Raw genomic sequence first — 14874 nt, 5'->3', positions numbered from 1 at the left:
ATAGTTCGTGATGGAGAAATTCTACGGGGTTCTTCGCCCGTCGTCGAGCGGCCGCGAGACCGGCACTCAGATCCCGACTGCGATCAGCGCCACCCCGGTGACGACGACGAGCCCCAACACGATCGAGACGAGCCGCCCGAGTCGACCGGTTCCGAGCAGCCACGCCAGCCCGGCTTTGAGCAGCGTGTTCGCGACGGCAGCGACGACGATCCCCGTCGCCGCGACCCGCTCGGAGACCGTACCGTCAGCTGCGAGCGCGCTCAGGCTGATCGTCATCGCGTCGACGTCTGCGAGCCCAGAGAGGAAGGCCGTGACGTAGATTCCAGACGACCCGAACCATCCGTGCGCGTGTTCGGAGACGAGGAGCACGACCGCGAAGATCCCACCGAAAAACAGCGCGGGGCGCAGTCGGAACGGATTCTTCATCGGCTCGGGATCGACCGTCTCGTCTGTGGCCGTCCGCCAGTACAGCACCCCCGCGGCCATCACACCAACGGTGGTCATCGCGCCGAGCGGTGGTGCCACACGCACGAGCAAACGAGGATTGACCACGGCAACCTCGACGAGCGCCCGCGGGAACATCACTACCGATGCGGTGACGACGGCGAACGCCGACACGCGGTACAGCGACTCGTTCTGGACCGTCTTTTCGGCCATCGACACCGTCGTCGCCGTCGAGGAAACGAACCCGCCAACGACCCCGGTGACCGCGATGCTCCGCTCTGGACCGAGGACGATCCCGAGGAGGTACGCCACGAATCCGAGGCCGGTGACGAACACCACCATCAGCCAGACGAATCGCGGATTGAGCCCGTACAGCACGTCGAGTGAGCGATTCGGCAGCGACGGCAGCACGACGAGAACGACGAGGACGAACTTCGCAGACGCGATGCGCTCCGTCTTTTCGATCCGGTCGGCGAACGCATGTATCGGATCCTTGACCGACAAGAGAACGGTGACCGCTCCACCGACGACAACTGCGACGACCGCACCAGCGTCCGAGTGCATTGCGACCGCGCCGAGCAGCGTCGTGAGCAGCGCAGCCACGAGCGTCGTCAGTCCGACGTCCCCCTCGTAGACGATTTTGGCCGCGTACGCGACGGTGAGCGGAACGACGACGACGGCGAGCGCGACCGCTCGTGCGCTCGGGACGAACGCAGCGACCAGCCCACCGTAGAGCGCGAACAGCGGGAACGTCCGGCTCCCGGCAAACGTCCCCCCAGACTCGCTCTGTTCGCGCTCGAGTCCGACGAGCGCTCCCAGTCCGAAGCCGACGAGCAGGTGACCGAGTACCTCGACGACCGGGTCGACTCCTGGGGTGACCATCGGGTCGACCTACGACGGGCGCATATGTCAAACTACGGGAGGTACGTTCGTGGTGATATCTCAGCGGCCCGACGGCACCGGCTGCTGTCGGGGTGCCACACCCCGTGTGGGCCGACCTCGGTTCCAACCGACTCATACGCCTCCGGCTCCTCTACCGAGGCGATGACCCGGATCGAAACGGGATCTCGGCTGGCACTCGTCGCCGTCCTGCTCGAAGGCCTCCGCCGCCGGGACCCGGCTGCGGTCGTGAATGCGGTCGCATCCGTGGCTGGAACGTATCTCCCGTCGGTTCTCGAGCGTCGCGCGGACGTGGCGATCCGGCCGTGGCATCGGGGGTACGTCTCGGGAGCGATGGTCGCACACGCCGTTGGGATGCTCGGGCCGTACGACGACGTTCGGTGGTGGGACCACCTCACGCACACGCTCACCGCGACGATACTCGGAGAAGTCGTCCACGTGATAGCACGCGAGCGGGGAGCGGACCCGCGCCCTCGCGTACTCGGTGCCGTAGTTGGACTCGGTGCTCTGTGGGAAGTCCTCGAGTACGTGGTTCACACCGGTTCTCGTCGAGTGGGGCTCGACCCCGTCCTCGTCCAGTACAGCGCCACCGACACCGCCTTCGATCTGGTGTTTAATCTCGTGGGTGCCGGGCTCGTCGTCCTGTTCGGTGACCGCGTCGTCGAACGCGTCGCTTCCGAAACTGGTCTCGACGAGGCAGGTACCGCAGCAGACGCGGGGACGACGCTACCGACCGACGAACACGAGACGACGTGAGCGACTACGGGACGTACCAGATTCCGCGGTCGACGTCGAGCACCGATCCGACCACGACGTGCGGGAGCGCCACGATGCTGATGAAGATGCTCCAGAAGGCGACCGCTCCCGGCAATATCCCGACGCCAGCGAGTGGGTTCGGGATCGCCCAGTACACGGCTGCGAGCACGCCGAATGTCGCGAGCGCGCCGACGACGAGGATGCCCCACGCACGGATCGCGACGGTCGCGGCGTCGGAGCCACCGACGAGGTCCCACGACGGGTCACCGACCGGCGCGTCGTCGACGGTCTGGGTCCGGGCCACCTGTCTGGCCGAGTACCAGAAGGGGAAGTAGAGTCCGACCGCCACGAGCACGGGGACGAACGCGAAGTACGCGGCGAGGAGCAGACTCTCGCCGGCGTCCACGACCCACGAGCGACCACCGCCACGAACGTACCCCAGACCGATGTGCGTCACGAGCGCGAGTCCGTACCCGCCGGCGATGATCGGGCGCGTCACGTCGAAGTACGCGGCGTACGGCGCGAGCCCGCCCGGTTCGACGAGTCCAACCATGAGCGCACTGAACGTGTGGAACGTCTCCGGCCAGAACACGATCGGTACGAGCATGACGGCACCCCCGCGAACACCAGCAGCCAGCAGCCGCTGGAATCGCGTCTCGAGGTGGTCCGTCCCGCTCGTCGCATCGAGCACCGAGAGGCCGCCGAGTCCGCCCTTCGCGATCGCGACCGTCACCGCGAGCGCCAGTCCGGCGACCGGCGCGAGGAGGAGCAGCCCGACGAACGCCGCGACGCCGCCGAGGTACGCCGCTACGTACCGCCACCGAAACGTCGGCTGTCGCCGCCGTAGGTTCTCGAAGTGTTCGTAGCCGCCGTGTGGGAGGTTCAACGCGATCATTCCGACGAGGTAGACCACCATCTGTGCTTCGAGCGGCATCGTCACCCCCGCGGTCCCGACGGCAGCGAACGCGACGGTCAACACCACCAGTGCGGCACGTGAGAATCGCAACGACGGGTGCGTCTCGCCTCCCCGGTACAGCCGCCGGATCGCCCAGCTCCCCCGAACACTCATGTCGACGTGTTGGATCCCTCCCCGTATAAAAAGCCGCGCGCAGTCCAAGCATCTGACAACCGCCGCCGAGGCGATAGGTGACCAGTCCGTATCCAGCGTGCATGCGCGAGACAGATCAGCGAGTGGCGGTCGTCGGCGGTGGCTTCGGGGGGCTCGCGACGGCTGCATACCTCGCGGACGCTGGTGCGGACGTGCGACTGTACGAACAGCACGAGCGACTCGGCGGCCACGCCGGCGTGTTAGAACGCGACGGGTTTCGGTTCGACACCGGACCCTCGTGGTACCTCATGCCGGACGTCTTCGAGCGATTTTTCGATCACTTCGACCGCTCGCCGGACGACTACTACGCGCTCTCGCGGCTCGACCCGCAGTACCGGGTCTTCTGGAAGGACGGCGACCGCGTCGACATCGAGCCGAACCGGGCGAACGCGGCCGAGGTGTTCGAGTCGTACGAGGCAGGCGCGGGCGAGGCGCTTGAGCGATACCTCGACACCGCCGAGGAGAACTACGAGCTCGCGATGGACCGCGTGGTGTACGAGGGACGTGAGCGCCTGCGAGAGTACGTCGACACCGACCTGTTGCCGCTGGCTCCACGGGTGCGGCTGTTCGGGACCATGGACGACTACGTCTCGCGGTACGTCGAACACCCGAAGCTCAGGCAACTGCTCGAGTACACGCTGGTGTTCCTCGGCGGATCACCGCACAACACGCCGGCGCTGTACAGCATCATGAGCCACGTCGATTTGAACCTAAACGTCTTCTACCCCGAGGGAGGGATCGCCGGAGTCGTCGACGGCCTCGCCGACTTGTGTCGCGAACTCGGCGTCGAACTCAACACGGGCGTCGGTGTCGAACGGATCGACGGCCGTGCCGGCTCGTTCACCCTCCGAACCGAGGCGGGTACCGAGCCCGCAGACGTCGTGGTGAGCAACGCCAACCCAGCACACACAGAACGCGAGCTGCTCCCCGAACCACACCGCGCACACGACGAGTCGTACTGGGAGGACCGGACGTACGCGCCCTCCGCGTACATGCTGTACCTCGGGGTCGAAGGTGACGTCGGCGACTTGGCACACCACTCGCTCGTGTTGCCGACGGACTGGGACGACCACTTCGCGTCCATCTTCGACGACCCGGCGTGGCCGAGTGACCCCGCGTACTACCTCTCTGTCACCTCGAAGACGGACGACACGGTCGCGCCGCCCGGTCACCACGCAGTCGTCGTGCTCGTGCCGATCGCCCCCGGGCTCGACGACGGGCCGGCGACGCGGTCGCAGTTCCGCGAACAGGTCCTCGACGACCTCGCTGCCCACGCCGGTGTCGACTTCCGCGACCGGATCGTCACCGAGGAGACGGCGTGTGTCGCCGAGTTCGCGGAGCGGTACGGCAATCCACAGGGCACCGCGCTCGGGCTCGCACACACGCTGTTTCAGACCGGTCCGTTCCGGCCGAGCCACCGCGCCGACCTCGACGGGCTGTACTACGCGGGGTCGTACACCGCCCCCGGGATCGGGATGCCGATGTGTCTCATAAGCGGTGAGCGGACCGCCGAGGCGGTCCTCGAAGACTACCCCGAGGTCGCCAGCACGGCACCACCGGCGGGAGCCGACTGACGACTGCCGGCGTGCGTCCCACCGCCAGTCGTCGCCGTCGTCGCCCGATGACCGCGTCTCGTTCTCGCATCCGACGGGCTTTTTGCCCCCTCCCATCCTCGGGTCCGGTATGACATCGCTCGACATCGACCTCGTGCTCGTTCCCGTCGACGGGAGCGAGGCGTCTCACGAGGCCGTCGACTACGCCGTCGAGATCGCTCGGGAGTACGGCGCGACCGTCCACGCGCTGTACGTCCTCGACGAGTCGGTCGTCAGAGCCCTCGAGACGGGCGCGATAGACGAAGATGACGTCGCAGCGGACACCGAGTCGTTCACCGAGTCCGTCGCCGAACGCGCCGAGGCGGTCGGCGTCACACACAGCAACTCCATCGCGTACGGCTTCTCGACGCAGGTGAAGACGGTCCATCCGGGAAGCGTGGTGCTCGACACCGCAGAGGAGCTTGAGGCCGACTTCGTCGTCGTCCCCCGTGAGCCGGTCACGGGTACCCCCGGCGAGGTGCTCGCGAAGGCAGCCGAGTACGTCCTCTTGTACGCGAGTCAGCCGGTGCTCTCGGTGTGACGGGTGACGCCGCCGCGGTGACGTCGTTGGGGTCGTTTCCGCTCGTCCCGGCCGGGACGACCCTGCCGCCGCTTCCGTACCTCCTCGGGATCGTCCTCGCCGCCAGTGCTGTCGCCGTCTCGTTTCGTCGGCGATCACCGGCGGTCACCGGGGCGCACGTGCTCGCGCTCGCGCCGTGGATGGCGCTCGGCGCAGCAGCACACGTGCTCTTCGTCGTCGACGGCCTCCCGGCGCTTCTCGCTCCGCTCGGCGGATCGCCGACGGTGTACCTCACGACGGCGACGTTCGCCGGGGGGGTCTGGCTCGCGGCTTCGGCCACGACCGCCGACCCAGAGCGCGTTCCACGAGCGCTCGCCGCGGTTGGAACGCTCGGGTTCGTCGTCGCCGTCGTCGCCGTCGGCGCGCAAGGAATCCCCGGCGCGGGTGCCCGGTGGGCCGGCCTGTCGCTGGTAGTCGCCGTCCCGTTCGCACTCGTCGCTTGGGGGGTGCTCGCCGCGGTCCGACCGGCTGTCGCGTCGATCGATCGCGTCGGGCGGCTCGTCGTGTTCGGCCACGCGCTCGACGGCGTCTCGACGGCGGTCGGCGTGACGCAGCTGGGCTTCGGCGAACGGAGCCCGCTCTCCCGGATCATCCTCGAACTCGGCGTCCCGTCGATACCGGTGTTCGGTGAGGCGTGGCTCTTCGTGCTGGTGAAACTCGTCGTCTCTGGAGGGGTCGTCTCGCTCTTCGCGCCGACCGTTCGAGAAGCGCCGCGTGAGGGGCTCTTGCTCGTCGGGTTCGTCGCTGCAGTCGGACTCGGACCCGCTATACACAACCTGCTGCTGTTCAGCGTGTCGGCGTGAGCGACTAGTCTTCTTCGACGACCTCTGGGTCCTCGATAGCCGACTGCAGCGAGTCGAGGCCGTTGACCCACTCCGAGACGAGGCCGTACTCGAGCTCCTCTACGACGCCGATGTCTAGCGTCCCGCCGTCGAGAATGCGCGTACCGGCCTGGACCACGTAGCCGAGGGCGGCGTCGAAGTCCTCGTCGGTCTCGGCTTCGGCGGCTGCGTGGACGAAGTCCGTGACGTCGCCCTCGGCGGCCCCGCCGACGACGTACTCCTCGGCCGCGTAGAAGACGGGTACGAGCGAGGTCTGTACGCCGTCGATGAGCATCGCCGTCTCCTCGTCGTCGAAGGGCGTCTCCGCGAGCACGATGTCACTCACGGTCTGGAGCTCGTCGACCGCACGCTCCTCGTCGATGCGCTCTTCCTCGAACGCCGCCAGGATCTTTGCGACCGCGATCGCCGCGTCGTCTTGGAGGTTCAACAGGAGTCGTGCGGACGACTCGTTTTCGGGATCGAGCTCCTCGTCGGCGACCCGATCGAGCCAGTTCTGCCAGCGTTCTTCGGAGTAGAACGTTTCGACGGCCTCGTCCTCGGTCATACTCCACCTCTCTCCCGGCCGATTCAAAGGCCTTTCTTATCGATCGGCCCGAGCGACGCCGTCACACCCCGATGCAGGCGGTCACGCGGAACGTTCTGTCGATGGATCGAGCGTCGCTCCGGTGTCGATCCCGTAGACCGCTGCGGGCGTCTCGACGTGTGCCCGCCGGACCGCGTCGTCGTGGCCGGATTCGAGTAGCCACCGGACGCGCCGAGGTACCGTCTTCGGTCCGAGCACCATCCCCGGTCGGTCGGGGTCGTCGACGAAGTCGGTCTCCATGAGGAACGGCCGACCGGCGGCTGCGGCCCGTTCGAGTCGGTCACGCTCGCTCATCACGCTCGGCGTTGGACCCGCGAGCCGCCCGGCCGCGTAGTGTTTCACCACCCGGGTGGGGTCGAGCCCGACCGACTCGGCGACGGTAGCGAGGTCGGTGAGGTCCTCCGTGGCCTCCGTGTGAAGTTGGACCGCACAGTCCTCGTCGGCACCGCACTCGAACGCCCGCCGGATCACGGCGTTCGACGCCTCCCAGACGGCATCCGTCACCTCGTAGTGTGGACGGCCGGATTTGAGCGCCAGCGCCCGTCCCGCTGCCACGTACTCCGCCGCGGTCTCGATGCCGCCACACATGAGCTCTCGGGCGTCGTGTGGTGAGAAGCCCCGCTCGTCTACGAGTCGGCTGACGAGCCCGGGGTGCACGCCGAGAACCGGCCACGCCCGGCCGGGGAGCAGCTCGGTCGCGTCGTCGACGATCGAGCACGTCTCTTCAAAGACGGCGCGGAAGTCGGCCGGGTCGGTCGCCTTGACGCCGAGGTGCCACGACGGCTTGTTGACCACGAGTAGGTGTGTGCCACCGAGCCGAACGAAGTCCTCGACGGCCGCGAGTCCGCGGCCGTGTCGCGGATCGAGGTGGAGGTGGTTGTCGAGTACCGGCGTGTCCAAGTCGACGGTCATGTATCGTGTTCGAGGTTGCGTCCCAGGTGTTTGTGCGATTCGGTCACGCTCGGTGGGTTGTCTCAGCGCCCGTCGTCGGGCGCGTCGCCGTTGTTGTCGTCGGACGCGTCGTCGTCATCGTCAGGCGTCTCGCCGTTTTCCTCTGGCGTGTCGTCGTCGGGCGCCTCTCCGCTGTCATCCGTAGCTGAGTCGGCATCATCGCTCACCACGACCTCGTCCAGCCGCTTTTCGACGGTCTCTTCGACCGTTTCGCCCACCGTCTCCCCGACCGTTTTTTCCACAGTCTCTTCGACGGTCTGTTCGACCTGCTCGCCAACAGTCTCTTCGACGGTCTGTTCGACCTGCTCGCCAACAGTCTCTTCGACGGTCTGTTCGACCTGCTCGCCAACAGTCTCTTCGACAGTTTGGCCAACCGTCTGTTCTACCGTCTCGCCGACGGTTTCTTCGACAGTCTCTCCAACTGTCTTCTCTACAGTCTCTTCGACCTGCGCCTCGACAGTTTCACCGACGGTCTCCTCGACGGTTTCACCGACCGTCTTCTCTACTGTCTCGCCGACCGTCTTCTCTACTGTCTCGCCGACCGTCTTCTCTACTGTCTCGCCGACACTCTCGTCGACGGCTTGGGTGACCTCGTCGGTGCGCGGCCGGCGGTCGACGCGCTCGTTCACCGCCTCGACCTGCTCCATGACGCCTTCGACCTCGGTCCGCAGCGTCTCTTCGACGTTCTCGGTGACCGCCTGCGTCATCCAGTCGGGATCGAACCGCGCCATCTTCCAGACGACGTGAAGGACGTACGAGACGAACACTCCCAGGCCGAACGCCGTCCCCACCCGGCCGCCGACGATGGCGAAGAGGACGATGGCGACGAGTATCAACAGCCCGTACGCGAGGTCGACGACGAAGTCTACCCGGTCGGGGTTCACGGTCGCACCTCACCGGTCGGCGTAGCGTTTCGAATCATCACAGATGCGCGTGCTTCGCCGGGCGAACGGGTAACTCCGATGATCTCCGTCTCGTCGTGCCGCCGGCCGCACTGGCGATCGGTGTGTGAGCACTCTGACGGTCGCCCTCTGCAGATCACTCGGCGCGGGTCGGGCGTGTGTCGTCTTGCGCTGCCGGCCGGTCAGCCACGATGGCGCGCTCGGTCGACTCGTCGACCTCGACGAGGTGACAGAGCGGGTTCCCCGGATAGACGACTGGGTTCTCGAGGACGCCGAGCAACAGCCCGGTGAACGGTGCAGACACCGCCACCACGTCCTCTTTGAACGGGTTGGTTATGGTCGCAATTCGGTCGCCAGCGTCGACCAGCGACCCGCTCTCGTGGTGGACGTCGACGATGCCGCCGGAGTCGGCCCGGAGCCACGTCTTCTCGGCGCTGCCCGCGACGATCGTCCGCCAGTTCGGCCGACGGACGGCGGTTGAATCGAGCATGTCGTACTCCGCGAACACCGACTCCACGCCCTCGAGTGCGTCGTCGATGAGCGATCGTTGGAACCGGTGGGCTTCACCCATCTCGACGGTGAGCGTCGCGATCCCGGCGTCCGTCGCCTCGCCGCGGAGCGTCCCGCTCGGCCCCTCGCTGTCGATGATGACGTGCGAGCCGAACGCACGCGCGAGCCGAGCGACACCGTCGTCGGCGAGGTCACCGCGGGCGTGGAGCATGTTCGTCCGGCCGCGCGTGGAGGTGTGAAAGTCGATACCGAAGTCGCACGGCTCGACGAAGTTCGTGTAGATTCGGTGTGCCATCCGCTTCGCGCTCGTCGACCCGGGGCGGCCGGGAAACGACCGATTGAGGTCGCGGTCGTACACCGGGAGGTACCGCTGTTGTGCGAGGAACCCGGGAACGTTGAGGACGGGAAGACAGACGAGGGTGCCGGCCAGCTCGGAGAGGTCCCACTCGTGGGCGACCTCTCGAACGACCTCCACGCCATTGAGTTCGTCGCCGTGTGAGGCCGCAGAGAGGAACGCGGTCGGACCGTCGCGCTCTCCGTTGATAATCGTGACCGGAATCCGAACCGGGTCGCCGAGGTACGTCTCGCTGATGCTGTACCGCACGTTCTGCGTCTCGCCGGGTCCCACCACACCGCCGTCGTAAGTGAACCCCCCATCGTCACTCATCGTTCCGCGAGACGTGGGCGGTGGGGTAATACGTGACGGCCGCCGCCGAGTGCCGCCTGCCCGACCGGTGCGTTTTACAGGTGGCACGAAGAGGTGAGTGTATATGTCTACGGACCCGGTGCGTGTTGGTGTCCTGTCGCTGCACAACAGCAAGGAGACGAAAGCCATCTGTAACGCCGTCGAGGCGCTCGGCCACGAGCCGGTGTGGCTTCGCGAGGAGAACGCCGCGATACGCGTCGATGGCGGCACCGTCGACATTGAGCCCGCCGTCGACGTCATCGCCAATCGGCTGCTCGTCTCGAACACCGACCAGCCCGCAGAGCTGCTCGGGCTCGCGACGACGTTCGAGCGAATCAGACCGATGCTCAACGACCCAGACGCGGTGTTGGCGTCGATCCACAAGTTCGCGAGCGCGGCGACGCTCGCCGACTGGAACGTGCGCGTCCCAGACGCCTTACTCGCGCTCTCGAACGATCGGCTCAACGAGGACCGTGAACGGTTCGGCGAGGTCGGGGTGTACAAAACTGCCATCGGCACCCACGGCGGCGGGACCTGGAAGGTCGACCTCACGGAGCGCGTCAACCCGAAGGTCGGCAACCGACAGGCGTTCCTCCAGCGGCTGATCGACCGGGACGACGAACGACACCGGGATCTGCGGGTGTACGTCGTCGGCGATGAGATCGTCGGCTCGATGTACCGGTACGCCCCAGAGGGTGACTGGCGGACCAACGTCGCTCTCGGCGGCGCCGTCGAGGACGCGACCGACGACATGCCGACGGAAGCGGCCGACACCGCTCTGTACGCCGCTGACGTGATGGGTCTCGACTACGCGGGCGTCGACCTCGTCGAGGGGTACGACGGCTGGTACGTCCTCGAGGTCAACCCGACGGCTGGATTCAAAGGACTGTTCGAAGCCACTGGCACGAGCCCGGCACCACACATCGCCAAGCTAGCCGTCGAGACGGTGGGTGGCACAGTCGACGATGAGGCGGTCGAACGGCTCGCTGGCACCCTCGACGACTCTCGGCCGTCGTGTGCGCCGCGACCGAAGCCAACGCCGACGACCCAGCCGGTGATCGGGTACATCGAGGAGGTCGTCGTCACCGGCACCTCCGGGTCGACGCAGTCGTTCGCGAAGTCCGATACGGGCGCGACCCGAACCAGCATCGACACCTCCCTGGCCGCGGAGATCGGTGCGGGACCGATCAAGAGCATGACGCGGGTCAAATCGGGTAGCGTGAAGGGCGGAAAGGCGCGACCGGTCGTCGACCTCGTCATCGGCGTCGGCGGCAACCAACACACCGTGACCGCGAGCGTCGAGGACCGCGGTCACATGGAGTACCCGCTGCTGTTGGGGCGCGACATCCTCGAGCACTACCGTGTGGACGTTCGCAAGCGGGCCGACGGCGACGAGCCCGAGTCGACCGGCGAGATCCTCGAGGAGTGACCGCGGCGGCAGCAGTCCGAACGCCGCGTCCGTGCCGCGATGAAAACGTTGAATCCGTCTCCTCGTGAGGGCCCACGTATGCAACTCGAAGACGTAACGCAGATAGCGGTCCTCGGTGCCGGCAACATGGGCCACGGCATCGCCGAGGTCGCCGCGCTCGCGGGGTATTCGGTGACGATGCGCGACGTCGAACGCGAGTACGTCGAAGCCGGGTACGAGTCGATCGAGTGGTCGCTCGAGCGGCTCGAAGAGCGCGGCGACCTCGACGAGGATGCGGTCGAGAGCACTCTCGACCGGATCGACCCGGTCGTCGACCTGGAGGCTGCCGTCGAAGAGGCGGACGTGATAGTCGAGGCAGTTCCGGAGCAGCGCTCGATCAAAGCCGACGTGTACGCGTCCACGCTCGAGCACGCCCCCGACGGCGCGATCCTCGTGTCGAACACGTCGAGTCTCTCTATCACCGACCTCGCGTCCGTCACCGACCGCCCCGACCGCTTTTGTGGGATGCACTTTTTCAACCCGCCGGTCAGGATGCCGCTCGTCGAGGTGATCGCCGGGGCAGACACCGCGCCGGAGACGCTCGATCTCGTCACCGCCCTCGCCGAGGACCTCGGTAAGGAGCCCGTTCGCGTCCGGAAGGACAGTCCAGGGTTCATCGTCAACCGGGTCCTCGTTCCGTTCGTGAACGAGGCGGCGTGGCTGCTCGACGCGGACGCCGCCTCCGTCGAGACGGTCGACGCCACCGTCACGACGGCACTCGATCTGCCGATGGGGGCCTTCGAACTCGCCGACCAGATCGGCGTCGACGTCGTCTTACACGTCCTCGAGCACCTCCACGAGACGCTCGGTGAGGCGTATCGGCCGGCGCCCGCGCTCCTCGAGAAGGCCGACGCCGGGACGCTCGGCAAGAAGACCGGCACCGGATTTTACGACTACGACGCCGACGGCGCGGCGTACGCGTCCGCGACGCCCGACGATGCGGTTCGGCAGCGCCTCCTCGCGGTCGCTGCCAACGAGACGGCCGGCTTGATCGGTGACGACGTCGCCGATGCCGCCGCGATAGACCGCGCGATGCGGCTCGGCGCAGGGTTCACCACGGGTCCGGCGGCCCTCGCGGACGCCGAGGGACTCGGGACGCTCGTCGCGGTCCTCGACGCCCTCTCCGCCGAGACCGGTGCCGCCCGGTACGAGGCGACCGACGCTCTCCGCGAGGCGGCCGCAGCCGGCGGGTTCACCGCGGACGAAGCCGTGTCGACGCCGTCGAGTGACGACGCCGCAGCCACGGACGCGTCGGACGGTGGACAAGGCGGCGCGTCGACGCCGCTCGACGCCAACTACGACACGCTCTCCGTCGAGGTGCACGATCGCGTCGCACACGTCGAACTCGACCGGCCGGAACGGCTCAACACGATCTCGGTCACGCTCCTCGAGGAGCTAAAGGCGGCCGCCGAGGGCCTCGACCGGATGGACGCGGTCCGAGCGATACTGCTCACCGGTGCGGGTGACCGGGCGTTCTCTGCGGGTGCGAACGTCACCGAGGCGTTCGCCGGCGCATCGGCGGCCGAGGGCGTCGAACTCGCCCGGCACGGCCAGCGGGTGATGGAGACGCTCGAGCGGGCGGACGTCCCGGTCGTGGCCGGAATCGACGGGTACTGTCTCGGTGGTGGAATGGAACTCGCTGCGGCCGCGGACCTCCGCATCGCGTCTGCGGGGTCGACGTTCGGCCAGCCGGAACACGACCTCGGGCTTCTCCCGGGGTGGGGTGGAACACAGCGACTCGCACGCCTCGTCGGAGAGGGACGCGCGAAGGAGATCATCTTCACGACCGACCGGTACGACGCCGAGACGATGGCCGAGTACGGCTTCCTCACGGACGTCGTCGCCGGTGACGGGCTGTTCGAGCACGCGCTCGACCTCGCGTCCGACCTCGCCGACGGTCCGCCGATCGCACAGGCGTACACGAAGCGCGCGATCCACGCCGGACGCGGCGACGGCGCGGCGGGGTTCGCGCTCGAAGCCCAGGCGTTCGGCGGGCTGTTCGGGACCGACGACTTCGAGGAGGGATTGACCGCGTTCGACGCGGATCGAGAGCCGACGTTCGAGGGGCGCTGAGCGGCGCGAGCGAAGAGGAGTCGTGGTCGCCGGTCGAGGAGGAGTCGTGGTCGCCGGTCGAGGAGGAGTCGTGGTGGCTGGGCGGAGGAGGGGTCGTGGTCGCCGGGCGACCGATCAGACGTAACCGGCGTCGACGAGCAGCTCGCCGTTGAGGATCGACGCGCCCGCGGCACCCCGGATCGTGTTGTGAGCGAGACAGTTGTACTGGACGCCCGCCGTGGTAGCAGTTACGCCGCCGGCCACGATGCCCATGCCGTCGGCGTACGTTCGGTCGAGTCGCGGCTGTGGCCGGTCGGGCTCGTCGGGGCCGAACACTTTGATGAGCTGGCTCGGCGAGCTCGGGAGGTCCGTTCCCTCGAACGCTCGCATCGCCTCACGAACCTCGGGGACCTCGGGCGTCTCGGCCATCTCGACGAACACGTTCTCGAGGTGACCGTCGAGCGTCGGGATCCGGTTACACGAGGCGGCGACGTCGGCGTCGTGGAGGGTGAGCTCTGCGCCGTCGAACGAGCCGAGGAGCTTTCGTGACTCCGTCTCCATCTTGTCTTCTTCGCCACCGATGTGCGGGATGGCGTTGTCGAGTATCTCCATCGAGGTGACGCCGGAGTAGCCGGCACCGGAGACCGCCTGAAGCGTGGAGACGTGAACGGTCTCCAGACCGAACTCGTCGAGCGCGGCCAGCGTCGGGACCATCGTGATCGTCGAGCAGTTGGGGTTCTTTACGAGTGCGCCGTCCCACCCGCGCTCCTCGCGCTGGACCTCGATAAGCCCGAGGTGGTCCGGGTTGATCTCGGGGATGGTGAGCGGGACGTCTGGTGCCATGCGGTCGTTCGAGGAGTTCGACGAGACGACGTAGCCGGCCTCGAGGAAGTCCGGCTCGACCTCGGCGGCCGCCGCGGAGGGCAGCGACGAGAAGAGCAGGTCGACGTCCGCGTCTTCGATCGCCGCCGGAGCGGTCGCTTTGACCTCCATCTCGGCGACGGCGTCCGGGATGGGCGTGTCGACGCGCCACTTGGCTGCCTCGCGATACGTCTTGCCGGCGCTCGACTGACTCGCGGTGACCGCTGCGAGTTCGAACGTCGGATGGTCGCCGAGCAGCTGGATGAATCGTTGGCCGACCGCACCGGTCGCACCGAGGATGCCGACTCGTACAGACATTGCCGACAGTGAGCGATTATCACATAAGTGCGTTCGGATACGCGCGCCGGGCGTCGTCCTCGGGTATCTCGGCGGGTGTGCGTCCGACCGTGGCTGTTAAGCCACCACAGCGACTCACTTCGGGTGCGTGCCCCACGTCCCCGCCCGAGTACTCCCAACTGGGAGCGATGAGCGCGCGGAGAACCCAGGCACGGTACATCCGGTCGCACGCTGCGACCCGCCCGCCACCGCGTCGGTGGCCGCCCGCCACGAGGGTTTCCCGGTCGACACGGCACGCCGCCAGGGATGAGACCGGTCGTTAGTGTCGCGGGCGTACATTTCA

General features: G+C 67.4%; 13 protein-coding genes. 6 read left to right on the top strand and 7 right to left on the bottom strand.

All coding sequences use genetic code 11. The features are described from left to right. Positions 1-66 precede the first annotated feature (66 nt). On the bottom strand, positions 67-1326 hold the full coding sequence (locus ACNTAO_RS04595) for an MgtC/SapB family protein (protein WP_435160791.1): 1260 nt from the start codon (positions 1324-1326) through the stop codon (positions 67-69). 162 nt (positions 1327-1488) lie between these two features. Here ACNTAO_RS04595 and ACNTAO_RS04590 point away from each other — a divergent pair, with 162 nt between their 5' ends. Beyond that, positions 1489-2100: a DUF2238 domain-containing protein gene (locus tag ACNTAO_RS04590; protein ID WP_435160790.1), complete on the top strand. Its 612-nt coding sequence runs from the start codon at positions 1489-1491 to the stop codon at positions 2098-2100. 4 nt (positions 2101-2104) lie between these two features. Here ACNTAO_RS04590 and ACNTAO_RS04585 read toward each other — a convergent pair whose 3' ends face one another. Beyond that, positions 2105-3169 (bottom strand): Brp/Blh family beta-carotene 15,15'-dioxygenase, encoded by a 1065-nt coding sequence (locus ACNTAO_RS04585; RefSeq protein WP_435160789.1) that lies wholly within the window; start codon positions 3167-3169, stop codon positions 2105-2107. 101 nt (positions 3170-3270) lie between these two features. Here ACNTAO_RS04585 and crtID point away from each other — a divergent pair, with 101 nt between their 5' ends. The 3 genes from crtID (at position 3271) to ACNTAO_RS04570 (ending at position 6183) form a co-directional block, all read left to right on the top strand. After that, positions 3271-4782, top strand: coding sequence for a bifunctional phytoene desaturase/3,4-desaturase (crtID, locus tag ACNTAO_RS04580; protein ID WP_435160788.1), 1512 nt, complete (start codon positions 3271-3273; stop codon positions 4780-4782). A 109-nt stretch (positions 4783-4891) separates the two neighbouring features. Next, entirely contained in the window at positions 4892-5341 is a 450-nt protein-coding gene (locus tag ACNTAO_RS04575) for a universal stress protein (RefSeq protein WP_435160787.1), read from the top strand. Then, entirely contained in the window at positions 5338-6183 is an 846-nt protein-coding gene (locus ACNTAO_RS04570) for a DUF63 family protein (RefSeq protein WP_435160786.1), read from the top strand. Before ACNTAO_RS04575 ends, ACNTAO_RS04570 begins: the two co-directional genes overlap by 4 nt. Positions 6184-6187: 4 nt before the next feature. Here ACNTAO_RS04570 and ACNTAO_RS04565 read toward each other — a convergent pair whose 3' ends face one another. The 4 genes from ACNTAO_RS04565 to ACNTAO_RS04550 all read right to left on the bottom strand — a co-directional run bounded on the left by ACNTAO_RS04565 (position 6188) and on the right by ACNTAO_RS04550 (position 9835). Next, the gene (locus ACNTAO_RS04565) at positions 6188-6766 is read right to left on the bottom strand and encodes a DUF2150 family protein (RefSeq protein WP_435160785.1); all 579 of its coding nucleotides are present in this window, start codon (positions 6764-6766) and stop codon (positions 6188-6190) included. Between the two features lie 81 nt (positions 6767-6847). Next, positions 6848-7717, bottom strand: coding sequence for a TatD family hydrolase (locus ACNTAO_RS04560; protein ID WP_435160784.1), 870 nt, complete (start codon positions 7715-7717; stop codon positions 6848-6850). Positions 7718-7779: 62 nt separating this feature from the next. Further along, complete coding sequence (locus ACNTAO_RS04555; protein WP_435160783.1) at positions 7780-8640, bottom strand: hypothetical protein; 861 nt, start codon at positions 8638-8640, stop codon at positions 7780-7782. A 154-nt stretch (positions 8641-8794) separates the two neighbouring features. Continuing rightward, positions 8795-9835: a succinylglutamate desuccinylase/aspartoacylase family protein gene (locus tag ACNTAO_RS04550; protein WP_435160782.1), complete on the bottom strand. Its 1041-nt coding sequence runs from the start codon at positions 9833-9835 to the stop codon at positions 8795-8797. Between the two features lie 103 nt (positions 9836-9938). Between ACNTAO_RS04550 and ACNTAO_RS04545 the strand changes: the two genes are divergently transcribed. After that, a complete protein-coding gene (locus ACNTAO_RS04545; protein WP_435160781.1) occupies positions 9939-11282 on the top strand; it encodes a putative ATP-dependent zinc protease in 1344 nt (447 codons plus the stop codon). Between the two features lie 78 nt (positions 11283-11360). Beyond that, positions 11361-13394, top strand: coding sequence for a 3-hydroxyacyl-CoA dehydrogenase/enoyl-CoA hydratase family protein (locus ACNTAO_RS04540; protein WP_435160780.1), 2034 nt, complete (start codon positions 11361-11363; stop codon positions 13392-13394). Positions 13395-13508: 114 nt separating this feature from the next. Here the strand turns inward: ACNTAO_RS04540 and asd are convergent, their stop codons facing one another. Further along, entirely contained in the window at positions 13509-14552 is a 1044-nt protein-coding gene (gene asd, locus ACNTAO_RS04535) for an aspartate-semialdehyde dehydrogenase (RefSeq protein ID WP_435160779.1), read from the bottom strand. Positions 14553-14874 lie beyond the last annotated feature (322 nt).

This window comes from Halorubrum zhoui (assembly GCF_051194155.1).
Classification (GTDB): Archaea; Halobacteriota; Halobacteria; order Halobacteriales; family Haloferacaceae; genus Halorubrum.
This window is presented reverse-complemented; position numbering and strand designations above follow the sequence as displayed.

Excerpts from the sequence above, each read along its gene's own strand:
- ACNTAO_RS04595 (WP_435160791.1), bottom strand. The coding sequence starts at position 1,326 with ATGGTCACCCCAGGAGTCGACCCGGTCGTCGAGGTACTCGGTCACCTG.
- ACNTAO_RS04590 (WP_435160790.1), top strand. The coding sequence starts at position 1,489 with ATGACCCGGATCGAAACGGGATCTCGGCTGGCACTCGTCGCCGTCCTG.
- ACNTAO_RS04585 (WP_435160789.1), bottom strand. The coding sequence starts at position 3,169 with ATGAGTGTTCGGGGGAGCTGGGCGATCCGGCGGCTGTACCGGGGAGGC.
- crtID (WP_435160788.1), top strand. The coding sequence starts at position 3,271 with ATGCGCGAGACAGATCAGCGAGTGGCGGTCGTCGGCGGTGGCTTCGGG.
- ACNTAO_RS04575 (WP_435160787.1), top strand. The coding sequence starts at position 4,892 with ATGACATCGCTCGACATCGACCTCGTGCTCGTTCCCGTCGACGGGAGC.
- ACNTAO_RS04565 (WP_435160785.1), bottom strand. The coding sequence starts at position 6,766 with ATGACCGAGGACGAGGCCGTCGAAACGTTCTACTCCGAAGAACGCTGG.
- ACNTAO_RS04560 (WP_435160784.1), bottom strand. The coding sequence starts at position 7,717 with ATGACCGTCGACTTGGACACGCCGGTACTCGACAACCACCTCCACCTC.
- ACNTAO_RS04550 (WP_435160782.1), bottom strand. The coding sequence starts at position 9,835 with ATGAGTGACGATGGGGGGTTCACTTACGACGGCGGTGTGGTGGGACCC.
- ACNTAO_RS04545 (WP_435160781.1), top strand. The coding sequence starts at position 9,939 with ATGTCTACGGACCCGGTGCGTGTTGGTGTCCTGTCGCTGCACAACAGC.
- ACNTAO_RS04540 (WP_435160780.1), top strand. The coding sequence starts at position 11,361 with ATGCAACTCGAAGACGTAACGCAGATAGCGGTCCTCGGTGCCGGCAAC.
- asd (WP_435160779.1), bottom strand. The coding sequence starts at position 14,552 with ATGTCTGTACGAGTCGGCATCCTCGGTGCGACCGGTGCGGTCGGCCAA.